This is a genomic window from Nocardia sp. N2S4-5, from assembly GCF_044628355.1.
Lineage (GTDB): Bacteria > Actinomycetota > Actinomycetes > Mycobacteriales > Mycobacteriaceae > Nocardia > Nocardia wallacei_B.
In genome coordinates this window covers 4,632,840-4,654,677 of record NZ_JBIUPM010000001.1, presented here as the reverse complement: position 1 = coordinate 4,654,677, position 21,838 = coordinate 4,632,840, and the positions used below count along the sequence as shown (strand labels likewise).

Sequence of the window (21,838 nt, the reverse complement as noted above, 5' to 3'; positions counted from 1 at the left end):
TCCTAGCGGATTCAGAACAACTGTGATTTCACACTAGAGTATTGCGAACAGCACTGTACACAGAGGGCGTCCTCTCCTGTGCAATTCCCGGGTCCGCTGGGGAAAACCCTTTGCCAACAGTTGGATTCACGGTGATCGGGAGGGCAGACATCCGGTCGAGGCTCCTTTACCGTCGATTTCACCCATCCAGAGCGGTTGAGAGACCTGGCTCGACGAGACCGCAGCAACCCCCCGCTCGCCGGGTGCGGGTGCTACCGCCAGGACCGATGGAGGATCGCGATTCCATGAGCACACTGGCCGCCGCAGAGTCGTCCGGCGTGGTATCGGCCGCCGAGGAGGACGCGCTACCCGTCGCGCGTACCTGGCATCCGTGGCGCTGGCTGGTCGGGGCGGCCGCGCTGGTGGTGGTCGCGCAGTTCGTGCACGGCCTCGCCACCAACCCCGGTTGGGACTGGCCGACCTTCACCCGGTACTTCACGGCCCGATCGGTCCTCGAGGCCGTGCGGGTGACCGTGGAACTGACCTTCTGGGGCACGCTGTTCGGGTTCCTGCTCGGGATCTGGCTGGCGGTCGCGAGGCTGTCGAAAATCCCTGTGCTGCAAGTGATCGCGTGGGTCTACGTGTGGGCTTTTCGGTCCATCCCGCTGATCGTGCAGCTGCTGTTCTGGTTCAACATCGCCTACCTGTACCAGCGGATGTCGATCGGCATTCCGTTCGGCCCGGCCTTCCTGACCTTCGACGTCAACGGCGTGATCAGCGGGTTCACCGCAGCCGTGATCGGGCTGGCGCTGCACCAGGCGGCGTATTCGGCGGAGATCATTCGCGCCGGGATCATCTCGGTCGATCCGGGGCAGCTGGAGGCCGCCAAGTCGCTCGGCCTGCCGTGGCGGCGTCAGTTCTTCACCATCGTCGCGCCCCAAGCCATGCGCGGCATCCTGCCCAATGCCGCCAACGAGGTGATCAGCCTGTTCAAGGGCACCTCGATCGTGTCGGTGATGGCCATCGCCGAGCTGTTCTACCAGGTCCAGGTCATCTTCGGCCGTAACGGGCGAGTGGTGCCGCTGCTGATGGTGGCCACCGTCTGGTACATCGTGCTCACCACGGTGCTGACCGTCGTGCAGTACTACATCGAGCGGCATTTCGCCAAGGGCGGCCGGCGCGAGCTGCCGCCGACACCCTGGCAGCGGGTGCGCGGCAAGATCGCCGAGATCACGGAGGAACGCCGATGAGCGAGCCCGACACCGACGACGGCCTGCGTTCCGCCGCGTACGCGGTCGAATTACGCGGGGTGCGAAAGCGTTTCGGGGCCGAGGAGGTGCTGCGCGGGGTCGATCTGGCGGTTCGGCCCGGTGAGGTGACCGTCATTCTCGGGCCGTCCGGATCGGGCAAGTCGACACTGCTGCGCACCATCAATCACCTGGAGAAGGTCGACGCCGGTAGCGTCCGGGTGAGCGGCGAATTGGTGGGCTATCGCCGTAAGGGCGCGAAACTGCACGAGCTGAGTGAACGCGAGATTCTGCGGCAGCGCTCGCGGATCGGCTTCGTTTTCCAGGACTTCAACCTGTTCCCCCATCTGACGGTGCTCGAAAACGTCGTGCTGGCACCGGTTTCCGCGCAGGGGCGGCGGCGGTCCGAGGCGGAAGCGGAGGCCGGGCAGCTGCTCGAGCGGGTGGGACTGGCGGACAAGGCGGCGGAGTACCCGCGGCGGTTGTCCGGCGGACAGCAGCAGCGGGTGGCGATCGCGCGGGCGCTGGCCCTGCGCCCGGCGGTGGTGCTGTTCGACGAGCCCACCTCGGCGCTGGATCCGGAACTGGTCGGCGAGGTCCTGGCGGTGATCCGCGGGCTCGCCCGCGACGGCGCCACGCTGGTCATCGTCACCCATGAGATCGGTTTCGCGCGAGAGATCGCCGACACCGTGGTGCTGATGGATTCGGGGGAGATCGTCGAACAGGGGCCGCCCGAACAGGTTTTGGACGCCCCGGCCCATTCGCGCACCAAAGCCTTCCTGGCCCATGTGCTCTGAGACCGGTGCGGAATCGCCCGCCTCCCCGTGGCGCTCGGCGCACGAAAAGCAGATGAGCTCAGGCCGTTCCGTGCGGTGGCCGAGAAGGACCGAGGAGGTGTGCGTGGCATGAAATTCCTGCTGCTGACACTGATCACACACCAGCCCGACCCGGTCACCGGCGTGACCGAATCCCCGGCGCAGCGCTTGCGGCGGGTGGTCGACAGTGCCCGGCTCGCAGAGGAACTCGGCTACGACGGGTTCGCCGTCGGTGAGCGGCACGAGGATCCGTTCATCTCCTCCGCGCCGCCGGTGGTGCTCTCCCATATCGCCGCGGTGACCTCGCGGATCGCGCTGTTCACCGGTGTCACCACGCTGAGTCTGCTGGATCCGGTGCGGGCCTTCGAGGACTATTCGACGCTGGACAATCTCTCCGGCGGCCGGCTCGAACTGATCATCGGCAAGGGTAATGGCGCCGCGCAGGCGCAGCTGTTCCATGTCACTCCCGACGATCAGTGGGATCGCAATCGCGAAGGCTACGAACTGTTCCGGCAGCTGTGGGAACACGACAGCGTCACTTGGAGCGGCCGGTTCCGGCCCTCGCTGACCGAGGCCAAGGCGCTGCCGCGGCCGCTACAGCCGCGCCTGCGCATCTGGCACGGCAGCGCCACCAGCCGGGAATCGGTGGATCTGGCCGCGCGCTACGGTGATCCGCTCTTTTCCGCGAACGTTACCTACCCCATCGAGCCGTATGCCGAACTGGTGCAGCACTATCGAGAACGCTGGGCCGCCTACGGCCACGACCCCGCGGCCGCGCTGATCGGCGCGGGCACCGCCGGTTTCCACGTGACCCGCGACTCTCGGGACGCACTCGAACGGTACCGCCCGATCTTCGAGGCACGACAGTCCGTGGCACGAAAGCACGGCCTCCCCAGCGTATTCCAGACCGTAGAGGACTTCGTCGACCGCAGTTCGGCCCTGATCGGCAGCCCGGCACAGGTGCTGGAAAAGGTGCTGCGCTACCACGAACAATTCGGCCACGAGGTAATCCACTTATCCGCCGACGGCGACGGCTTCACCGACAAACAACATCGCGAAAGCCTGGAGCTGTTCCAATCCGAGGTTGCTCCCGCGCTGCGCCGGCGCATTCCGTCCCGCGAACTGGGAGCGCGGCGCGGGGGATTGGGGGTGTGGGGATGAAGCGGTATGTGAGTGTGCGGGTTTTGCAGGCGGTTGCGGTGTTGTGGGCGGCGTTCACGGTGTCGTTCGCGGTGTTGTATTTGTTGCCTGGGGATCCGGTGGAGCTGGCTGCGGGGGCTACGCCGGGGGCGCCGGTCGATCCGGCGGCGATCGCGGAGATGCGGGCTCGGTACGGGCTGGATCAGCCGGTGTGGCAGCAGTATTGGACGGCGCTCACCCATGCTGTGCAGGGTGACCTGGGGCGGTCGTTGAGCACCGGGCAGACGGTGACCGGCGCGCTCGCGGACGCATTGCCGACCACTCTCGCGCTGGCCTCGTTCGCGCTGGCGCTGGCGGTGGTGTTCGGCACCGCGCTCGCGCTCGCCGCCACCTACACGGAACGCCGCTGGCTGCGCGGACTGTTGACCGCGTTGCCGCCGATCGGCGCGTCGGCCCCGACGTTCTGGGTGGGACTGCTTCTGCTGCAACTGTTCTCGTTCCGGCTGCGGTGGGTGCCCGCCTTCGGCGGCACCGGATTGCAGGGCACGTTGCTGCCCGCGGTGACGTTGGCGATACCCGTCGGCGCGGTCATCGCGCAGGTGCTTCACAGCAGCCTGGCGCAGACCTGGCGGCAGCCGTTCGTGGAAGTGGCACTGGCCAAGGGCGCCTCGCGCTGGTGGGTCCAGTTGCGCCATGTCCTGCGGCCCGCGGTCGCTCCCGCGCTCACGGTCGCGGGCGTGTGGGTCGGCACGGTGCTCGCCGGTTCGGTCATCGTCGAGACCGTCTTCTCCCGCGCGGGCCTCGGCCGCCTGACCCAAACCGCCGTCCTGAACCAGGACATCCCGGTGGTCCAAGGCATCGTCATGCTCACCGCCGCCGCCTTCGTCCTGGTCAACCTCGCCGTAGACCTCGTGTATCCCGCCCTGGACCCTCGTGTCGCCCAAGCCTTCCGAGCAAAGGAGCCCTCCCATGCGTAGGCCCGTGCAGGCGCCCACGTCCCGAGTAGCGCCGATCTCACCGCCCGCCATCCTGCTGTCGGCAGTCCCTCCGCCGGTCCGGCGTGCCGGGATGTTGGTGGGGTGGGAGAGAGGGGGCCGGGAGTGAGTGAATCGGTTGTTGTGGAGCGGGGTGGGGGGCTGCGGGTTGCGGTGCCTGGTGGGGTCGGGGTGTTGAAGGCTTTGCGGGGCAATGTTTTTGCTGGGGTGGCCGGGGTGGTCTTGTTGGTGGTGCTGGGGTGGGCGGTGGCGCCGGGGGTGTTCAGTGGGCGTGATCCGTTGGTGGGGGTGCCTGCGGAGAAGCTGCGGGGGCCGGGTGCGGAGCACTGGTTCGGGACGGACAATTTGGGGCGGGATGTTTATACGCGGGTGGTGCATGCGGCCGAGTTATCTTTGACGGCAACTGTTTTCGCGGTGCTGATCGGGCTGGTGTTCGGCACGTTGATCGGTCTCGTGGCGGGGGCCGCCGGTGGCGGCGTGGATGCGGTGATCATGCGGATTGTCGATGTGCTGCTGTCGATTCCGGAGCTGCTGACCTCGCTGGCGCTGGTCACCGTGCTCGGTTTCGGGACTCGCAATGTCGCGATCGCGGTCGGAGTGGCGTTGGTCGCGCGCTTCGCCCGGGTGATGCGGACCGAGGTGCTGCGGGTGCGGCGGGCGCAGTATGTGGAGGCGGCGCTGGCGAGCGGCGTGCGGTGGCCGGTGGTGCTGGTGCGGCATGTGCTGCGCAATGCCTACGCGCCCGTGGCGGCGCTGGCGGCGGTCGAGTTCGGCGTCGCCGTGCTGGCGGTCTCGTCGCTGAGCTTTCTCGGTTACGGCGCGACTCCGCCGACCCCGGAATGGGGTTCGCTCATCTCCGAAGGTCGCAACTACTTGGCGACATCGTGGTGGATGACGACTCTGCCGGGCCTGGTCATCGTGGCGGTCGTGCTGTCCGCACAGCACTTGGGCCGCACCATCGCCCGGGACGGTGACCGGTGAGCGCGGCGGTGGAACGGCTGCCGGAGCCGCTGCTGCGCATCGATGAACTGCGGGTGCGGTACGGCGAGGGAGCGAACTCCACGACGGCCGTCGCCGGGGCGACGCTCACGGTCTCGCCGGGGGAGACCGTGGCGTTGGTCGGCGAATCCGGTTCCGGCAAGTCGACTCTCGCGCACGCGGTGATCGGCCTGTTGCACGGCGGCACGATCATCGGTGGCGCCATCGGCTTCGCCGGCGAACGCATCGACAATGCTCCGCAACGTCACCTGCGCCGATTGCGCGGCGCGCGTATCGGTTTGGTGCCGCAAGACCCGGGCACTTCGCTGAATCCCGTGCTGCGCATCGGCGATCAGGTCGCCGAGACCCTGCGCATCCACGGTCGCGCGACCCGCAAGACCGGCTGGGCACAGGCCGTGCGCATCCTCGAGGAGGCCGGACTCGACCGTCCCGAACTGCGGGCGCGGCAGTACCCACAGGATTTGTCCGGCGGTCAGCGCCAGCGGGTACTCATCGGCATGGCGCTGGCCTGCGGTCCCGACCTGGTGATCGCCGACGAACCGACCAGCGCGCTGGATGTCACCGTGCAGCGCCGCATCCTCGATCACCTGGCGAAGCGCACCGCCGAATCCGGCACCGCGGTCCTGCTGATCACCCACGATCTGGGCGTCGCGGCCGACCGGGCGGACCGGATCGCGGTGATGCGCGGCGGCGAAATAGTCGAAATCGGTGACACCGCCGGGGTTCTGGCGAGCCCCCGGCACGACTACACGCGCCGGTTACTGTCCGCCGTCCCCGCTCTGGACGCCGCGACCCGCCCGGCGCGACCGGCCGCCGACAAACCATTGCTGGCCGCCACCGGATTACGCCGAACCTTCCGGCTCGGCCCCGGCACCACGCTGACCGCGGTAGACGACGTCTCCCTGCGGGTGGACCGCGGCGAAACCCTCGCCCTGGTCGGCGAATCCGGCTCCGGCAAGACCACCACCGCGCGCATCGTCGCCCGCCTCGAACAACCCGACGCCGGAACCATAACCTTCGACGGACAGGACATCGGCGGGCTGCGCGGCGGTCCACTGCGCGAGCTGCGTCGTCGTATCCAGGTCGTCTACCAGAACCCTTACGCTTCACTGAATCCCAAACTCACGGTGGCGCAGGCCATCGCGGAACCGTTGCGCGCCTTCGGTATAGGTGACCGGCGCGCCCGGCGCGACCGCGTCGCCGAGCTGCTCGAACAGGTCGCACTGCCGGCCGACTACCTGAACCGCCGCCCCGACGCGCTCTCCGGCGGCCAGCGGCAACGCGTCGCGATCGCCCGCGCCCTGGCCCTGCACCCGGACCTGGTGGTACTCGACGAACCCGTATCGGCACTGGACGTCTCGGTACAGGCGCAGATCCTCGAACTGCTGGAAAAACTTCAGCGCGACCTGGACCTGAGCTACCTCTTCATCACCCACGACCTGGCCGTGGTGCGCCGCATCGCCGATCGGGTCGCGGTCATGCGCGCCGGCGAGATCGTCGAGACGGGAACCACCGCCGACATCTTCGCGACGCCACGACACGAGTACACCCGCGACCTGCTGACCGCGATCCCGGGCGCCGTACGCGAGCCGACCGCACGGCCCGCTCCGATCGAAAGGACGGCCTGAATGCCCCTGTCCAATCCACTGCTGCTCGGTGTCGAATTGTCCGGCACCGGAACCCATCCCGCGTCCTGGCGACGGCCCGACTCGCGTGCCGAGGGCCTGTTCACCGCCGATTACTGGGTCGACGCGATAGCCGACGCCGACGCCGCGGGCCTCGACTTCGCCTTCCTGCCCGACTCGTTCGCACTGCAATCGGCCGGTGCCGCAGGCCGTTTGGAGGCGGTCGGGATCGCCGCGCGTGCCGCGGCCGCTACTCGGCGCATCGGGCTGGTGCCGCAGGCTCCCGTGACGCACACCGAGCCGTTCCATGTCTCGAAAGCCATTGCGAGCCTGGACTTCGCGACCTACGGCCGGGCGGGCTGGGAGGTCACGGTGTCACGCGAACAGTCGAAGCTGTTCGGGCGCAAGGACGAACAGGACAACGTGTCGCTGTGGCACGAGGCGGACGAGGCGATCGAGGTCGTCACCCGGCTGTGGGACAGCTGGGAGGACGACGCCGAGATCCGCGATCGGTCCACCGGCCGCTTCATCGACCGCGACAAGCTGCACTACATCGACTTCGCCGGGGATAACTTCGCGGTGAAGGGCCCGTCGATCACGCCGCGCTCGCCACAGGGTCAGCCGCTGGTCGCGGTGCGCGCCGCCGATCCGCACAGCGCACGCGTGGCGATCCACCGGGCCGACCTGATCCGGATCGCGGCAGCCGACCTCGCCGCGGCCGCGCAGACCCGCGGTGAGCTGCGTGCGGCCGTCGCCGCGGCGGGCCGCGACCCGAACCTGGTGCGGGTGCTGGTCGACATCGACGTGCACATCGCCGAGACCGACGACCAGGCCGCCCTCGACGTCGCACAGCTCGAGGCGTGGACGCCGACCGATCCGCCGAACACGCTGCGCCACATCGGGACTCCGCATTCCTTGCGCGCGGTGTTCGAGCAAGTCCGCGCCGAATGCGCGGGCGACGGCGTGGTGCTGCGTCCCCTCGCGCTGTCCGCGTTCGCCGCACAACTGCCCCGGATCGCGCCGACGCTGCGCGAGCGCCTCGGCCTGCCCCGACCGGTCAACCGCTACGCGACCATTTCCTGAGGACGAGATGTCGAAGAACAAGGTACGCAAGCAGATTCACTTGGCCGCCCACTTTCCGGGCGTCAACAACACCACGGTCTGGAGCGATCCGGATTCGCACAGCCAGGTCGAGTTCGACTCGTTCGTGCACCTGGCTCGCACCGCCGAGCGCGGGCTGTTCGATTTCTTCTTCCTGGCCGAGGGGCTGCGGCTGCGCGAGCACCGCGGTCGCATCTTCGATCTGGACGTCGTGGGCCGACCGGATACCTTCACCGTGCTCAACGCGCTGGCCGGGGTCACCACCCGGCTCGGGCTGGCCGGGACCATCAACACCACGTTCAACGAGCCGTTCGAGCTGGCGAAGCAGTTCGCGACGCTCGATCACCTGTCCGGGGGCCGCGCCGCCTGGAACGCCGTCACCTCCTCGGACGCGTTCACCGGTGAGAACTTTCGCCGCGGCGGTTACCTCCCGCACGCCGAACGGTATGTCCGCGCCGCCGAGGTGATCGACGCGACCCGCGCGCTGTGGGACAGCTGGCCGCCGGATGCACTGGTGGTGGACCGGGAGCGCGGCGTGTTCGCGCGGCCCGCGCCCAGTGTCCGCGTCGACAGCAGCCAGTTCGACATCGAGGGCCGCTTCGTACTGCCGCGCAGCCCGCAGGGCTACCCGGTGCAGTTGCAGGCCGGTGATTCCGAGGACGGCCGCGAATTCGGGGCCGCGAAGGCCGACGCCATCTTCAGCCGCCACGGTGAACTCGAGGACGGGCAGCGGTTCTACACCGACATGAAGGCGCGGCTCGCGAAATACGGGCGCTCCCGCGACGATCTGAAGATCCTGCCCGCCGCGACCTTCGTGCTCGGGGACAGCCGCGCGGACGCCGAGGAGCGGGCCCGCCACATCCGGTTGCAACAGGTCGGGCCGCAGACGGCCCTCGCCTTCCTCGAACAGGTCTGGGGCCGTGACCTTTCCGGCTACGACCCCGACGGCCCGCTGCCCGCGGTGGACCCGGCGGACAACGTGGACATCACCCGCGGACGCGTCCGCCACGCCAAGGACCCGCGCGCGGTCGCGGAGGATTGGCGGGCGCGGGCGGAGGCGGGCAATCTCAGCATCCGCCAACTCATCATCGAGGTGACCGCGCGGCAGCAGTTCGTCGGCTCGCCGGGCGAGGTGGCCGCCGAGATAGACCACTACGTGCAGAGCGATGCCGCCGACGGCTTCATCCTCGTACCGCACCTGACTCCCGGCGGGCTCGACGAATTCGTCGACAAGGTGATCCCGGAATTGCAGGAGCGCGGCAGTTTCCGGACCGAGTACACCGGCACGACCCTGCGGGAGCACCTGGGTCTGCGCCATCCTCACCAGCACAGCGAAGGAGTACGGGCGTCATGAGCGTTCCGCTGTCAGTCCTGGATTTATCCCCGGTCAGCGCCGGGTCCACGCCGCAGCAGGCGCTGCGCAACAGCGTCGATCTGGCTCGGCACGCGGAATCCTGGGGATACCGGCGCTATTGGCTGGCCGAGCATCATTTCGTGCAGGTCGCCAGCTCGTCCACGGCGACGCTGATCGGGCTGATCGCCGCTGCTACCAACACGATTCGCGTCGGCTCGGCGGCGGTGCAGCTCGGGCACCACACCTCGGCCTCGGTGGTCGAGGCGTTCGGGACGATCGACGCGCTGTATCCCGGGCGACTCGATCTCGGTCTGGGTCGTTCGGCGCATCGCGTGGCCCAATTGCGTTCGGCGGGTGTGAAACCGGTGCCCGCGCCGGTTCGGCCGACCCAGGTGCGGGACGGTGTGGTGATCCCGCCGCCGTTCATTCCGGGGCAGCAGCTCGATACCGCTCGGCTCGCGGCTTCCTTCCAGGCGCTGTTGCTGCCCGGGGCCGAGGCGATCGGCTACACCGAGCAGGTCGAGGAGATCCGCGCACTGCTCGAGGGAAGCTATCGGACCGCGGACGGCATTGCGCTGCAAGCCGTCCCGGGCGAAGGGGCGGATGTGGACCTCTGGTTGTTCGGCTCCAGCGGCGGCGAGAGCGCGCAGCTGGCGGGACGATTGGGGCTGCCGTTCGCCGCCAACTATCACGTGTCTCCCGGAACCATCCTGGAAACCGTTGCCGCCTACCGTGATTCGTTCCGGCCATCCGTGCGCTACCCCGAGCCGTACCTGGTGGTGTCGGCGGACGTGGTGGTTGCCGAGGACGAAGCGACCGCCAAGCACCTGGCCTCTACCTTCGGCCACTGGGTCTACAGCATCCGCAGCGGTTCCGGCGCGGCCCGGTACCAGGACCCCGACACCGCCGAGCCCCTCACCGAGCAGCAACAACGCCTCGTGCACGACCGCCTGACCACCCAGTTCGTCGGCACCCCAGCCGTTGTCGCCCAACGCCTCACGGCCCTCCAGCAACTCACCGGCGCGGACGAACTCGTGATCACCTCGGTAACCCACCGCCACGAAGACCGACTGAACTCCCACCGGCTGCTGGCCCGCGAATGGGGGTTGTCGCACGTACGTGCCGCGTGAAATGTGGTTATTCCGCTTCCGGCGCAAGGAATTCCAGGCGGTTGCCGACGCCGTCGTGGGTGTGGAAGCGGCGGCGGCCCGGGATTTCGGCCGGGTCTGCCCAGTGCACGGGGTAACCGGCCGCGGTCAGCGCCGCGGCGGTCGCGTCGATGTCCACGACGAATGCCGGGTGAGCCTTCTGGGCGGGGCGGAAATCATTTTCGATGCCGATGTGTATCTCCCCGTCGGGGCCGCCGATGCCGGGTACCCGGAACCAGCAGCCGCCGCGCGCCGCCAGCACGGGCGGCTTCGGTAGCACCGGCCAGCCGAGCACGCCGGTGTAGAAGGCCGGCTGCCGCGGCTCGCTGCCGGCGGGGCTGCTGACCTGCACGTGGTGGATCATCACATGAGGGTATTCCGGGACGGCGCAGGGTGTCGGCGGCAGTCGGTGCGTCCGGGCAGGACGCAGCAGCAGTCCCTTCGTCATCCCGCCGTGAACCCTTCGCCATGCTGGCGCGAATTCGTTCGTCATTCCGGCATGCTTTTGGCCGGAATCCCGCTGTACCGGTGTGGATCCCGGCCAAAAGCATGCCGGGATGACGACAACGGTTCGAGGGTGTGCGGGGATGGCGACGACGGTTCGAGGGTGTGCCGGGGTGACGACAGCGGTTCGTGGGTGTGCCGGGATGACGACAACGGTTCGAGGGTGTGTGGGGATGGCGGTAGCGGTTCGTGGGTGTGTGGGGGTGGCGACAGCGATTCGGGGGTGTGTGGGAGGCGGCGGGGTTGGCCGGGGATTCGGGTGGGGGTGGTAGGGATAGCCTGCGGTGGTGAGTGATGGGTTGGCGGGGCTGTCGGAGCGTGGTGCTGAGGTGGTTGGATGGGTTGGTCGGCCGCCTCGGCCTTGGGTGACGGCGGGGGTTTTTGCGGTGACTGCGGTGGTGGGGGTGGCGCAGTTGGTGGGTTCGGGGGTGTATGACCGAATGTGCCGGGCGCCGGGGGCTATTCGGGAGGGGGAGTGGTGGCGGCTGGGGTCTGCGATGTTCTTTCAGGACGGCGGGGCTGTGGGGCTGGCGTTCAATCTGGTGGGGCTGGTGGTGTTCGGGGTTATCGCCGAGCGGGTGTTGGGGCGGTGGCGGTGGCTGGTGGTGTATTTCGGGTGTGGGCTGTTCGGGCAGGCTGTGAGTTTTTGGTGGCTGGAGTCGACCGGGGCGGGGAACTCGATGTGTGTGGCGGGGCTGATCGGTGCGCTTACCGCCGTGGCATTCGTCGCGCCGCAGCGCTTCGGCCCGCGGCGCCCGGCGCGGCCGCTGCTGTATGTGGCGCCGGTGCTCGCCGTGGTCGACACGCTGCTGCGCGACAACCACGGGCTGCCCCTGCTGCTCGGCTTGGCGCTGGGCTTCCTCTTCCGGCTTCGGGATTGATCAATCGGCGTCCGGCCTGAGCGGTCACAATCGTGCGGGAGGTGGCGAAATTCGCCGCCCCGGTGCGGATTGTGTCCGCGTAGGCCGGGACTACTCCTCGTCGGCCGCGATGATCTCCAGGACGCGAAGGCGATTGGACGGGTCGAGTAGGAGGGCGGCCGACCACAGGTAGCCGGAGAGGCCCAGGGGTGGTTTGGTGAAAGCTGTTGCGGGAGTGAAGAGGTCGGAGACGCCGCGTTCGGGGAGATAGCGGTAGGTCAGGGCGACCCATTCGTTGCCGCGGGCGTCGTAGATGACGGCGTTGGCCATTTCCTCGGCGGTGGGACGATCGGGTAGACGGCCCTCGAGCATGATGCGGCGCGTTTCGCCGGAGGCGGTTTCCTCGGGCGTGAATTCCTCGCAGTACCCTTCGAAGACGAGTCCGAAGCCCCACAGCGGCATTCCGGTGTGCTTGAGATGGGCGGCCCGTAGATGCACGGGATGCATCGCCGATTCGGTGGTCTCCTCGTTCTCCAGCGGCCCCGCGGTGACGGTCATCTCGCCGCCCGCGTCGGCGGCGAATCCGAAGAACATCGGTGCCGAATCCCATTCTCGATGCTGGTCCAGCATCCAGTGCGTGAGGTCGCGGATCGCTTCGTCGTTCGGGTAGTGGATGGTGACCGGGCCGGTCGTCACGTCGGCGGGTGTCCTTCCTCGGCTCGTACGAGAACGGCCCTGCTCCACACGCGGTGGGGCAGGGCCGCCCAAAGGTCGCAACGAATTTACTTCGGCGGCTCCAACTTGCCGCCAGTGGTGGGCCGCGTCAGCCGAAAAGGCCTGCCGCCGTGCCCGCGACGAAGGCGTCCCACTCGGCGGGCGCGAAAATCAGGGCTGGTCCGCTCGGGTTCTTGGAGTCGCGGAGCCCGATATGGTCGCCGTCGAGGAATGCTACTTCTACGCAGTCCTGATTGGCTCCGCTGCGGCTGCTCTTGAACCAGCGCGCATCAGATAGATCGACGTTCACGCCGCATACTCCCTTGCTGTTTTCCTGAGCAGATGCCTGCTTGCTTCTGGCGACAACGCTACACGCCCGAGCGCTTCGTACGCGGTGCGATAAGCCAGTACATCCTCCTGTTCTTCGAAGTACATCGCACCCCGGTAGCCCTCGACATAGACCACCGAAGGCTCGATCCGACGCCCGTCCGGGCCGGTCGGGAAGTCGAGCACCGTGAAGGGGCCGGTCAGCTCGCCCAGCGGGATGCCCGCAGAGAAGGGCAAGATGCGGACCGTGACATTGGACCGCGTGCTCATATTGGCGAGATGCCGCAACTGGGCGGCCATGATCTTCCGATCACCGACCGTCCGATGCAGTGCCGATTCGGCGAGCAGGACGTCAATGACGGCCGGATGAGACTTGCGGGTGATCAAGATCTGTCGCCGCATCCGCATCTCGACGCGGCGAGCAATCTCGGTGTCGGATTCGTCCGGATGGCCGATTCGGTTCAATGTCTGTGCGTAACTGGGGGTCTGAAGCAGTCCGGGCACCAGCTCCTGATAAGAGCTCAACGAAGCCGCCGCCGACTCCAAACCCATGTAGACGTCGAAACTGGCTGGAATCAAATCCCCGTACTGGTGATACCAACTCTTCGAACTACCCTGCTGTGCCAGTCCTTTCAATGCTTCCGTGGTCGTCTCGTCCGCCCCGACGACTCGGCAGATCTCCTCGACGTCACACAGTCGGATGCGCTCGTTCGTCCCGGCCTCCAGACGCTGCACCGAGGACGCGCCCCGCTGGACGAGCCGGGCTACCTCGGCGATGGTCATACCGGCTTGCTGGCGTAGATCGCGCAAGTAGCGCCCGAGTTGGCGCCGGGGGACTGTGGAGCCGGATGTGGTGGAGCTGTTCTCGGTCATCGACCCTCCTGCTCTGGATGAGTGGAGCTCAGGTTTCGGGTGTCACCGCGGGGAATCTCGGATATTTTTTCCGTCGTTCTCGGACCCCACCCTGGCGAAATAGCTCGCTTCGAGTGAATTCCCCGCAAAACCAAATGGTGCGGCCGCCTCTGAGCTGTGCTGGCGAGCGTGCTCGAGGGGATCCGCGCAGAGGATTCGATTCCCGAACCCCCCTACTCCTTGGGGCCGGGCGCCCAGACCGACGACGAACCGAGGAACCCGATGAATCAGCCGACTCGACCAGTTGCTGAGACACCCGGCGGAACGCCGAACAGGAGGACCAGACCACCGTACGCCGAAAATCGCTGGTGCACAGGAAAACCGGTCTCTACAGTCGAACGAGTACAGCGAATACGAGGTGGCGGGCCGGAGCGGATCGGTTATCGGAACGGGTTACCCACGAGGTAGTTGCGGGTTCGAGTCCCGCCGGGAGGCAATGCCTTTCGTGGTCGAATTGGTAGAGACGCACGTCTAAACCCGGTTCGGACAACATGCCCGCCCCTCGCTGTGCACGCCCCGAGGTAGGAAACGAGGTCGACATGGATGCGCTGCGGGGGATCCACCTGCGTGCTACCGCGCAGTCGGTTCCGGCCGATCCACGTCAGGTCCGCAACGAGGCCGGTGGCTTCGCCTTCGAGGTGACGCCGGAGGTCAGGCTGCGTCGATTCCTACTGCTCGGGACCGAGGGCGGCACCTATTACGTTGGCGCGCAGGAGCTTACGAAGGACAACGCGGAGGTGGTGCTGGAGTTCGCGCGCCACCGCACCGCGGACCTGGTGGCCGAGGTGGTCGCGATATCGACCGCCGGTCGCGCGCCGCGGCAGCATCCGGCGTTGTTCGCGCTGGCGGCCGCGGCCTCCCTCGGTGACGAGCAGGGCCGTCGCACCGCGCTCGACGCGCTGCCGCTCGTCGCCCGGACCGGGACGCACCTGTTCCTGTTCGTCCGATACAGCGAGCAGTTCCGTGGCTGGGGGCGGGGACTGCGTCGCGCGGTGGGGGATTGGTACCTGGACAAGCCCGTCGAGGCGTTGGCCTACCAGGTCGTGAAGTACCGGAGCAGAAGCTAGCTCACCATACGAAGATCGGAGGATCCATGGGTACGGCAAACGCGTGGACCCACCGCGATCTGCTGCGTCTGTCGCATCCGAGGACGTCGGACCCGCAGCGGAAGGCGCTGTTCGAGTGGATAGTCCGCGGAACACCGCCGCCCGATGACTGCTCCGGCCTGCGTCTGGTGGAGGGTTTCCAGCGCGCGCGGTCCGCGCCGGTACGGGAGATCCCGGGGCTGGTGCGCGAGTACGGCTTGTCGTGGGAGATGCTGCCCGATGCCGCGCTCGATGCGGTGGCGGTGTGGGAAGCGCTGCTGGACAACGGTATTCCGCAGACCGCGCTGCTGCGCCAGCTGCCGCGCCTGACTCGGCTCGGCCTGCTCGCGCCGCTGGGTTCCTACACCGGGAAGGTGGCTGGGCAGCTGGCCGATCCGGAGCGGCTGCGGCAGGGACGGATTCACCCGATCAATGTGCTCGTCGCGCTCCGCACCTACGCGTCCGGGCGGTCGGCGCGCGGGGCATCCGCGTGGGAGCCGTCGCGGCCGATCGTGGATGCCCTGGACGCGGCGTTCTACGCGGCGTTCGGCGCCGTGGCGGCCACGGGGAAGCGGCATCTGCTGGCCCTGGATGTGTCGGGGTCGATGACCGCGGCGATTTCGGGTCTGCCGTTGACCGCCCGGGAGGCGTCGGCGGCATTGGCGCTGGTGACGGCGAACGTCGAATCCTCCTGCGAGATCGTGAGATTCACGTCGAGCCGAAGCGGGCGGGGTTTCGACACCGCGCTGCGGCCGCTGTCGATCAGCCCGCGCCAGCGCCTGGACGACGCGATCCGAGCGGTGAGCAACCTGCCGTTCGGTGGCACGGACTGCTCGCTCCCGATGCTGTACGCGCTGGAGCGCAAGCTGCACGTCGACGTCTTCGCCGTATACACGGACTCGGAGACGTGGGCGGGCCGCATCCACCCACACCAGGCCCTGCAGCGCTACCGCCGGGAAATCAACCCCGCCGCGAAGCTGGTGGTGCTGGGGATGACCGCGACCCGCCTCACCATCGCCGACCCCTCCGACGCCGGAATGCTCGACATCGCGGGCTTCGACTCCGCGGTCCCGACCCTCCTGTCGGACTTCGCGATGGGGATGTGACGCGCTCGCAAGGGGCCGCTTTCCTCGTCAGTCGAGGGTTCGGCGGGCGTAGGCGCGGACGTCGGCGTCGGTGTCGGAGAGGGCGGGGGCGAGGGCTTCGCGGGCCTGGGGGTGGGTGGGCCAGGTGCTCAGGGTGAGGACGGCGGCTTTGCGGACGTCGGGGTGGGGGTCGGTGAGGGCGGGGGCGAGGGCTTCGGCGGCGGCCTCGGGGGTGCGGCCTGCCCAGCCGCGGGCCGCGCCCTCGCGGACCTGCCAGGCCGAATCGCTCAGTGCGGCAGTGAGAGTGGCGGTGTCGTCGGCGCTGCCCAGTGCCGCGAGGGCGGACAGTGCCGCGGCGCGGACCAGGGGGTCGCGGTCGGCGGTGAGGGCGCGCACGGTGTCCGAACCGCCCAGGCCGACCGTGGCGAGGCCCTTGGCGGCCGCGATGCGCACCTCGCGGTTCTCGTCGTGCGCCGCGGTGGTCAGGGCGGGCCAGTCGTCCAGCGACACCAGTGCGTGCACGCCCTCGATCCGCACCCGGTAGTCGGGGTCGACCACCGCCTTGCCGAACAGGTCCGGATCGCCGGACCGCAGCGCGCGCAGCAGATCGATCACGGCCGCCCGCACCAGGGGATCGACCGAGTCCGCGAACGCCGCCAGCCCATTTCCGGCCGGCTGGGGGTCCTCGCTTGTCCGCACCGCAGCCGGTCGAGGGCTGTCTGTCGAATCTGTGGTGGGGCGGTCGGCCTGATCTCGAGCGGGTTGCCGGCCGCTGGTAGGGAGGATCTCGACCAGTTCGCGCAGGCCGGAGATCGCTGCCGCGCGTACGGTCGCCTCGGGGTCGCCGAGGGCCGCGATCAAGTGGTCGGCGAAGCCGTCGGGTGTCTCCTCGGTGAGTACCGAGAGGGCGGTGGCACGCACCTGCGGTTCTGGATCGGTCAGGTAGGGAGCCAGGTCCTCGACCGCCGGGGCGTCCAGCGCGAGCAGACCGGCAATGCGCGGCGCCGCAGCATCTTTCGTGTCGGCTGCCGACCAGTCTTCGGCGCGTTGGGCCGCCCGCACCGTAGCCGTGTGAACCTGCGGCGGCCCGGTCACGATCGCCGGTTGAGCCACCGACTCGACGGCATCCGTGGACGGCACCGTCTCGAATTCCGGCACCGGCACGAAATACGGTGCGACGGGCCGCTTCAGGAATTCCATCCCGTCGGCGCCCTTGCGCAGATTGAGGTGGTAGCGCCACTCCGTGTCGTCGCGCTGGGGCAGGTCGGCACGCTCGTGGTACAGGCCCCAGCGTGATTCGGTGCGGGTCAGGGAGGACCGGGCCGCCATTTCCGCGCAGTCGCGGATGAAGGACACCTCGGTGCAGCGCATCAGCTCGTGCGGTGTGGTGGCGCCCATTTCGGCAAGGTCGCGGTGCATGCGCTCGAAGGTCTCCACGGCGAGTGACAGCTTGGTCGCCGTCTTCGGCGGCGCGACATAGTCGTTGACGAAGCGCCGCAGTTTGTACTCCACCTGAGGTTGCGGCGGGCCGTCCGGGCTGCGTAGCGGCCGGTAGACGAGTTCGTGCGCGTCCGCGAGCTGGTCGGCCGGAAGTTCCTGCGGAGCAGGCAGATCGGCGAGGGTGGAGGCGGCGTGCTCCCCGGCCAGATCGCCGTAGACGAACGCCCCGATCATGTAGTTGTGCGGCACGCAGGCGAGGTCGCCCGCCGCGTACAGGCCGGGCACCGTCGTGCGAGCGTGCTCGTCGACCCACACGCCGGACGCCGAATGCCCACTGCACAAGCCGATTTCGGAGATGTGCATCTCGATGTCGTGGGTGCGGTAATCGTGTCCGCGGTTGGCGTGGAAGGTACCTCGGGTCGGCCGCTCGGTGGTGTGCAGAATCCCCTCGAGCGCGGTCAGCGTCTCGTCCGGCAGATGGGTCACCTTCAGATAGATAGGCCCCCTGGCTGATTCGATCTCGCGCTTGACCTCGGCCATCATCTGCCCGGACCAGTAATCCGAATCGACGAACCGCTCGCCCTGCGCGTTGACCTGATAGCCGCCGAACGGGTTGGCCACGTAGGCGCACGCCGGACCGTTGTAATCCTTGATCAGCGGATTGATCTGGAAGCATTCGATGCCCGACAGCTCCGCGCCGGCGTGATAGGCCATGGCGTAACCGTCGCCCGCGTTCGTCGGATTCTCGTAGGTGCCGTAGAGATATCCGGACGCGGGCAGGCCGAGCCGTCCGCAGGCCCCGGTCGCCAGGATGACCGCCTTCGCGCCGACGGCCACGAACTCGCCGGTGCGCGTGTGCAATGCGGCCGCGCCGACCGCCCGGCCACCGTCGGTGAGCACCCGCACCGGCATGAGCCGGTTCTCGATGCGGATGCGCTCACGCATCTTCCGTTGCCGTAGCACGCGATACAGCGCCTTCTTCACATCCTTGCCCTCGGGCATCGGCAGCACGTACGACCCGGACCGATGCACCCGGCGCACCGCGTACTCGCCGTAGGCGTCCTTCTCGAACTTCACCCCGTACCGCTCCAGCCGCTGCACCATCGCGAAGCCACGGGTCGCGGTCTGATACACGGTGCGCTGGTTGACGATTCCGTCGTTGGCGCGGGTGATCTCCGCGACGTAGTCCTCGGGCTCGGCCTTGCCCGGGATGACGGCGTTGTTGACCCCGTCCATGCCCATCGCCAGCGCACCGGAGTGCCGCACGTGCGCCTTCTCCAGCAGCAGGACGTTCGCGCCGTGCTCGGCGGCGGTCAGCGCGGCCATGGTGCCGGCCGTGCCGCCGCCGATCACCAGCACATCGCAGTCGACGCGGGTGGTCTCGGACAGGTCGGGGATATTCATCAGCACATGCTCCGGAGAGAAGGGATCAACGCACGGACGCGGTGAAGTCGCCCGAGTAGTCCAGGGCGGCAAGGACTTCGGCGCGCACGCCGGATCGGTCGACGGTGGTTTCGCGGGGGCGGGGCACCTCGAACAAGGCTCGCAGCGGCTGCGCGGCCCGGCCGAGGACGGCGATCCGGTCGCCGAGCAGCAGCGCCTCGTCCACGTCGTGGGTGACGAATACGACGGTCGCCGGGTGGGCCTGCCAGGTGTCGACCAGCAGCCGCTGCATGGTGGCCCGCGTCGGCGCGTCGAGCGCGCCGAACGGCTCGTCCATCAACACCGCCCGTGGCGCCCCGGCCAGCCCGCGCGCCAGCTGCACCCGCTGCCGCATACCGCCGGACAGGCTCTTGGGCAGGTAGTCGCCGAATCCGGCGAGGCCGACCTCGTCGATCCAGCGTTCGGCGCGCGCCCGCCGGCCGGCCCGCGGCTCGCCGCGCAGCTTCAGTGCCAGTTCGATATTGGAGCGCACGGTGCGCCACGGCAGTAACGCGTTGTCCTGGAACACCATCGCGCGGTCGCGGGACGGTCCGGTGATCTCGATATCGTCGGACAGCACCCGCCCGGAGCGCGGCGGCAGCAGCCCGGCCAGCGCGCGCAGCACCGTCGACTTGCCGCAACCGGAAGGGCCGGTGAGTACCAGGATCTCACCGGGGCGGATCTCGAGCGTCAGGTCCCGCACGACCGGCGCACCGGCATAACCCAATTCGATCCGGTCCAGCCGCAGGCTCGTCGCGTCGCCGCTCATTTCGTTCCCTCCGAGACGCGGGGCAGCCAGCGGGTGAACCGGCGGCCGAGCAGTTCCACCGTGGCGGAGGTGCCGAACCCGAGCACGCCGATGGTGATGATGCCGACGAACACGCTCGGGTAGTCGACGATGGTGTACGCCTGCCAGGTCCGGTAGCCGACACCCAGTCGGCCCGAGATCATTTCGGCCGAGACCACGCAGATCCACGCCACCCCGATGCCGACCGACAACCCGCTGAACACGCCGGGCAGGCTGCCCGGCAACACGACTCGCCAGAGCACGTCCCAGCGGGTGCCGCCCTGGGTCAGCAGGGACTCCTCCCAGATCGTGGGCAGCGCCCGCACCGCGTGCCGGGTGCTGACCATGATCGGGAAGAAGGCCGCGAGGAAGGTGATGAAGACGATCCCTGCCTCGTCGGTGGGGAACAGCAGGATCGCCACCGGCACGATCGCGATGGCCGGAATCGGGCGGGCCAGCTCGGTCAGCGGGCCGACGATGTTCGCGAATACTTGCGAACGCCCCAGTGCCACACCGGTTCCCACGCCCAGTACGGCGGCGAGCGCGAACCCGCTGAGAATGCGGACGAGTGACTGACCCAGGTCCAGCCAGTACGTCTCGGTACCCAGCTGGCGTTGCAGCGCTTCGAGGATCTGGGTCACGGTCGGCAGCGTGTCGAACCGCACCCACAGGCGGATATCGTTGGCTGTCAACAGTTGCCACACCCCGATGGCGGCGACCACCGACAGCACCCGGACCAGTCGTGAGCGCCAGCGCGCCGCACCGGCGGGGGCCGTCCCGGTCTCCGGGACCGTTCGTTCCGGAACGGTCGCGGCGTCGAGCCGCACGGTCGTCGCGCTCATGATCGCACCTCGCCGACGGCCTGCTCATAGGACAGCTGCGTGCCGCCGGGGTGCGCGGTGAGGTAGCGCTGGGCCGCGGCCGGTGTCGTGAAGGGCAGGTAGGTGTCGCCGGCGCGGACCCACAGGGCCTTGTCGGCGAACCAGCGGGTGCCCAGTTCGGCGTCCGGGACGTAGGCCGCCCGCACCTTCTTGCCCTGTGCCCGAGCCTGTTTCACCGCGCGTAGCAGGGCGGTCGGGTCGGCGGCCGGTTGTGCGGTGTCTTGGCCGTCCAGCCAGACTTCGCTCGCCAGCGCCGCATCGGTGGCCGGACGATTCGCCACCGGATCGGTCCCCGAGATCGGTGCGGGATTGGCGAAATTGCCCACGGCCGCGTTGTAGTCGAGACCGCGATCGGCGAACGCCTTCCGCAGCGGCGCATCGTTGACGAAGCCGTCGATGTCCAGATCGGCGAAGTCGCCGATCGACTTCAGGTACGGCACATCGCCTTTGAACGCCTGGATGAGCTGCGGCTTCAGCGGTGTGTCGAACGAGGTGCCGCCGGGACCGTTGTAGAGGTAGACGACCTCCTGCGGCAGTCCCGAGCCGTCGGCGACCAGCTTCGCCGCCTCCAGCGGGCGCTGGTGCAGGAAGTCGGTGGCGTCCAGCTGGGCCTGGAGGAAGGCGTCGAGGACCTCGGGGTGCTGGTTCGAGTAGTCGCGACGGGCGACCACACCGTGGAAGGTCGGCACGTTCAGTTCCGCGCCGTCGAACAGCAGCTTGGCCTTGTCCTGGAAGACCAGCAGGCCCGGCCACGCCACGAACTGCGAAAGTGCCTGCACCTGACCGGATTCCAAGGCGGAAGCGCCGATCTGCGGTTGTTGATTGAGTACCTCGACACCCGATTTCGGGTCGATTCCGCCGCGGCTCAACGCCTGTCGCAGCAGGCCGTCGCTGGCCGAGCCGACGCTCGAGGACACCTTCTTCCCGGCCAGGTCGTGCAGCGATTGCACCGGCGAATCCCGGTTCACCACAATCATGTTCAGCGACCCGCGCGGCTGGTAGCCGGTCACCGAGACGAATTCGGTGCGGGACCGCTCGTTGGCCTGCGTGCGGGAGCCGTTGATCAACAGGGGGTAGTCGCCCATCGAGCCGATGTCGATCTTCTCCGCCACCATCTGCGCGGTGATCGGGGCGCCGGTGTCGTAGTCCTGCCACTCCACCTGGTACTTCTTCCCGCCGTCGGCGGTCAGCTTCGAGAGGCGCTGCTCCAGGAAACCCTTGGCGTGCAACAGGGTTCCGGCGGTAACGGTGTTGATGGTCTTGGATTGGTAGCCGACGACCACCTTGACGGTGTCGCCGGAGGCGGCTTGCTCGAGCGAGCAGCCGGCGGCGACGAGCGCCAGCACGGCGGCCACCGCGGTGAATCGGGCACGACGGTACTTCATGAGTGTTCCTCGAACGGTGGGGCCGCGGTGGAT

20 protein-coding genes and 1 riboswitch are annotated in these 21,838 nt (G+C 68.4%); of the genes, 12 read left to right on the top strand and 8 right to left on the bottom strand.

What is annotated here, in order from left to right; translation table 11 throughout:
• The first annotated feature begins 179 nt into the window (after positions 1-179).
• Positions 180-273, top strand: a riboswitch (SAM riboswitch).
• Between the two features lie 11 nt (positions 274-284).
• The 9 genes from ACFMRZ_RS21275 (at position 285) to ACFMRZ_RS21235 (ending at position 10,385) form a co-directional block, all read left to right on the top strand.
• On the top strand, positions 285-1,229 hold the full coding sequence (locus ACFMRZ_RS21275; RefSeq protein ID WP_280274436.1) for an amino acid ABC transporter permease: 945 nt from the start codon (positions 285-287) through the stop codon (positions 1,227-1,229).
• Positions 1,226-2,023: an amino acid ABC transporter ATP-binding protein gene (locus ACFMRZ_RS21270; RefSeq protein WP_400180475.1), complete on the top strand. Its 798-nt coding sequence runs from the start codon at positions 1,226-1,228 to the stop codon at positions 2,021-2,023. Before ACFMRZ_RS21275 ends, ACFMRZ_RS21270 begins: the two co-directional genes overlap by 4 nt.
• A gap of 108 nt (positions 2,024-2,131) precedes the next feature.
• The gene (locus ACFMRZ_RS21265) at positions 2,132-3,202 is read left to right on the top strand and encodes an LLM class flavin-dependent oxidoreductase (protein WP_400180474.1); all 1,071 of its coding nucleotides are present in this window, start codon (positions 2,132-2,134) and stop codon (positions 3,200-3,202) included.
• Positions 3,199-4,158 (top strand): ABC transporter permease, encoded by a 960-nt coding sequence (locus ACFMRZ_RS21260; RefSeq protein WP_400180473.1) that lies wholly within the window; start codon positions 3,199-3,201, stop codon positions 4,156-4,158. Before ACFMRZ_RS21265 ends, ACFMRZ_RS21260 begins: the two co-directional genes overlap by 4 nt.
• A gap of 171 nt (positions 4,159-4,329) precedes the next feature.
• Complete coding sequence (locus ACFMRZ_RS21255) at positions 4,330-5,157, top strand: ABC transporter permease (protein WP_400182930.1); 828 nt, start codon at positions 4,330-4,332, stop codon at positions 5,155-5,157.
• Between the two features lie 8 nt (positions 5,158-5,165).
• Positions 5,166-6,803 (top strand): dipeptide ABC transporter ATP-binding protein, encoded by a 1,638-nt coding sequence (locus ACFMRZ_RS21250; RefSeq protein WP_400182929.1) that lies wholly within the window; start codon positions 5,166-5,168, stop codon positions 6,801-6,803.
• The gene (locus ACFMRZ_RS21245; protein WP_400180472.1) at positions 6,804-7,883 is read left to right on the top strand and encodes an LLM class flavin-dependent oxidoreductase; all 1,080 of its coding nucleotides are present in this window, start codon (positions 6,804-6,806) and stop codon (positions 7,881-7,883) included.
• Positions 7,884-7,890: 7 nt separating this feature from the next.
• On the top strand, positions 7,891-9,255 hold the full coding sequence (locus ACFMRZ_RS21240; RefSeq protein ID WP_400180471.1) for an NtaA/DmoA family FMN-dependent monooxygenase: 1,365 nt from the start codon (positions 7,891-7,893) through the stop codon (positions 9,253-9,255).
• Complete coding sequence (locus ACFMRZ_RS21235; RefSeq protein ID WP_400180470.1) at positions 9,252-10,385, top strand: LLM class flavin-dependent oxidoreductase; 1,134 nt, start codon at positions 9,252-9,254, stop codon at positions 10,383-10,385. Before ACFMRZ_RS21240 ends, ACFMRZ_RS21235 begins: the two co-directional genes overlap by 4 nt.
• 7 nt (positions 10,386-10,392) lie before the next feature.
• Here ACFMRZ_RS21235 and ACFMRZ_RS21230 read toward each other — a convergent pair whose 3' ends face one another.
• A complete protein-coding gene (locus ACFMRZ_RS21230) occupies positions 10,393-10,767 on the bottom strand; it encodes a glyoxalase (protein ID WP_400180469.1) in 375 nt (124 codons plus the stop codon).
• Between the two features lie 526 nt (positions 10,768-11,293).
• On the opposite strand from ACFMRZ_RS21230, the gene ACFMRZ_RS21225 reads away from it, so the two are divergent.
• Positions 11,294-11,788 (top strand): rhomboid family intramembrane serine protease, encoded by a 495-nt coding sequence (locus ACFMRZ_RS21225; protein WP_400180468.1) that lies wholly within the window; start codon positions 11,294-11,296, stop codon positions 11,786-11,788.
• 90 nt (positions 11,789-11,878) lie between these two features.
• On the opposite strand, the gene ACFMRZ_RS21220 is transcribed toward ACFMRZ_RS21225, so the two are convergent.
• The 3 genes from ACFMRZ_RS21220 to ACFMRZ_RS21210 all read right to left on the bottom strand — a co-directional run bounded on the left by ACFMRZ_RS21220 (position 11,879) and on the right by ACFMRZ_RS21210 (position 13,681).
• Positions 11,879-12,463, bottom strand: coding sequence for a hypothetical protein (locus tag ACFMRZ_RS21220; RefSeq protein WP_280270339.1), 585 nt, complete (start codon positions 12,461-12,463; stop codon positions 11,879-11,881).
• A 127-nt stretch (positions 12,464-12,590) separates the two neighbouring features.
• Positions 12,591-12,791 (bottom strand): DUF397 domain-containing protein, encoded by a 201-nt coding sequence (locus ACFMRZ_RS21215; RefSeq protein ID WP_400180467.1) that lies wholly within the window; start codon positions 12,789-12,791, stop codon positions 12,591-12,593.
• Positions 12,788-13,681, bottom strand: a complete 894-nt coding sequence (locus ACFMRZ_RS21210; protein ID WP_400180466.1) for a helix-turn-helix domain-containing protein — start codon at positions 13,679-13,681, stop codon at positions 12,788-12,790. The genes ACFMRZ_RS21215 and ACFMRZ_RS21210 overlap by 4 nt, the downstream gene beginning before the upstream one ends.
• A 578-nt stretch (positions 13,682-14,259) precedes the next feature.
• Here ACFMRZ_RS21210 and ACFMRZ_RS21205 point away from each other — a divergent pair.
• Together ACFMRZ_RS21205 and ACFMRZ_RS21200 are read left to right on the top strand one after the other, a co-directional pair.
• Positions 14,260-14,787 carry a TROVE domain-containing protein gene (locus ACFMRZ_RS21205; protein WP_400180465.1) on the top strand — a complete coding sequence of 176 codons (528 nt, stop codon included), beginning with the start codon at positions 14,260-14,262 and terminating at the stop codon, positions 14,785-14,787.
• 26 nt (positions 14,788-14,813) lie between these two features.
• Positions 14,814-15,911 (top strand): TROVE domain-containing protein, encoded by a 1,098-nt coding sequence (locus ACFMRZ_RS21200; protein ID WP_400180464.1) that lies wholly within the window; start codon positions 14,814-14,816, stop codon positions 15,909-15,911.
• A 27-nt stretch (positions 15,912-15,938) separates the two neighbouring features.
• On the opposite strand, the gene ACFMRZ_RS21195 is transcribed toward ACFMRZ_RS21200, so the two are convergent.
• From ACFMRZ_RS21195 to ACFMRZ_RS21180, 4 genes are read right to left on the bottom strand one after another with little or no spacing between them, the layout of a single operon-like run.
• Complete coding sequence (locus ACFMRZ_RS21195) at positions 15,939-18,734, bottom strand: fumarate reductase/succinate dehydrogenase flavoprotein subunit (protein WP_400180463.1); 2,796 nt, start codon at positions 18,732-18,734, stop codon at positions 15,939-15,941.
• Positions 18,735-18,759: 25 nt separating this feature from the next.
• Positions 18,760-19,521, bottom strand: a complete 762-nt coding sequence (locus ACFMRZ_RS21190) for an ABC transporter ATP-binding protein (RefSeq protein ID WP_400180462.1) — start codon at positions 19,519-19,521, stop codon at positions 18,760-18,762.
• Complete coding sequence (locus ACFMRZ_RS21185; RefSeq protein ID WP_400180461.1) at positions 19,518-20,381, bottom strand: ABC transporter permease; 864 nt, start codon at positions 20,379-20,381, stop codon at positions 19,518-19,520. Before ACFMRZ_RS21185 ends, ACFMRZ_RS21190 begins: the two co-directional genes overlap by 4 nt.
• Positions 20,378-21,805: an ABC transporter substrate-binding protein gene (locus ACFMRZ_RS21180; RefSeq protein ID WP_400180460.1), complete on the bottom strand. Its 1,428-nt coding sequence runs from the start codon at positions 21,803-21,805 to the stop codon at positions 20,378-20,380. Before ACFMRZ_RS21180 ends, ACFMRZ_RS21185 begins: the two co-directional genes overlap by 4 nt.
• Positions 21,806-21,838 lie beyond the last annotated feature (33 nt).

Bases quoted from the DNA above. Each gene is read 5' to 3' on its own strand.
- ACFMRZ_RS21245 (WP_400180472.1), top strand. From the start codon at position 6,804: ATGCCCCTGTCCAATCCACTGCTGCTCGGTGTCGAATTGTCCGGCACC.
- ACFMRZ_RS21180 (WP_400180460.1), bottom strand. From the start codon at position 21,805: ATGAAGTACCGTCGTGCCCGATTCACCGCGGTGGCCGCCGTGCTGGCG.
- ACFMRZ_RS21240 (WP_400180471.1), top strand. From the start codon at position 7,891: ATGTCGAAGAACAAGGTACGCAAGCAGATTCACTTGGCCGCCCACTTT.
- ACFMRZ_RS21205 (WP_400180465.1), top strand. From the start codon at position 14,260: ATGGATGCGCTGCGGGGGATCCACCTGCGTGCTACCGCGCAGTCGGTT.
- ACFMRZ_RS21260 (WP_400180473.1), top strand. From the start codon at position 3,199: ATGAAGCGGTATGTGAGTGTGCGGGTTTTGCAGGCGGTTGCGGTGTTG.
- ACFMRZ_RS21210 (WP_400180466.1), bottom strand. From the start codon at position 13,681: ATGACCGAGAACAGCTCCACCACATCCGGCTCCACAGTCCCCCGGCGC.
- ACFMRZ_RS21230 (WP_400180469.1), bottom strand. From the start codon at position 10,767: ATGATCCACCACGTGCAGGTCAGCAGCCCCGCCGGCAGCGAGCCGCGG.
- ACFMRZ_RS21275 (WP_280274436.1), top strand. From the start codon at position 285: ATGAGCACACTGGCCGCCGCAGAGTCGTCCGGCGTGGTATCGGCCGCC.
- ACFMRZ_RS21195 (WP_400180463.1), bottom strand. From the start codon at position 18,734: ATGAATATCCCCGACCTGTCCGAGACCACCCGCGTCGACTGCGATGTG.
- ACFMRZ_RS21235 (WP_400180470.1), top strand. From the start codon at position 9,252: ATGAGCGTTCCGCTGTCAGTCCTGGATTTATCCCCGGTCAGCGCCGGG.
- ACFMRZ_RS21185 (WP_400180461.1), bottom strand. From the start codon at position 20,381: ATGAGCGCGACGACCGTGCGGCTCGACGCCGCGACCGTTCCGGAACGA.
- ACFMRZ_RS21270 (WP_400180475.1), top strand. From the start codon at position 1,226: ATGAGCGAGCCCGACACCGACGACGGCCTGCGTTCCGCCGCGTACGCG.
- ACFMRZ_RS21200 (WP_400180464.1), top strand. From the start codon at position 14,814: ATGGGTACGGCAAACGCGTGGACCCACCGCGATCTGCTGCGTCTGTCG.
- ACFMRZ_RS21265 (WP_400180474.1), top strand. From the start codon at position 2,132: ATGAAATTCCTGCTGCTGACACTGATCACACACCAGCCCGACCCGGTC.
- ACFMRZ_RS21190 (WP_400180462.1), bottom strand. From the start codon at position 19,521: ATGAGCGGCGACGCGACGAGCCTGCGGCTGGACCGGATCGAATTGGGT.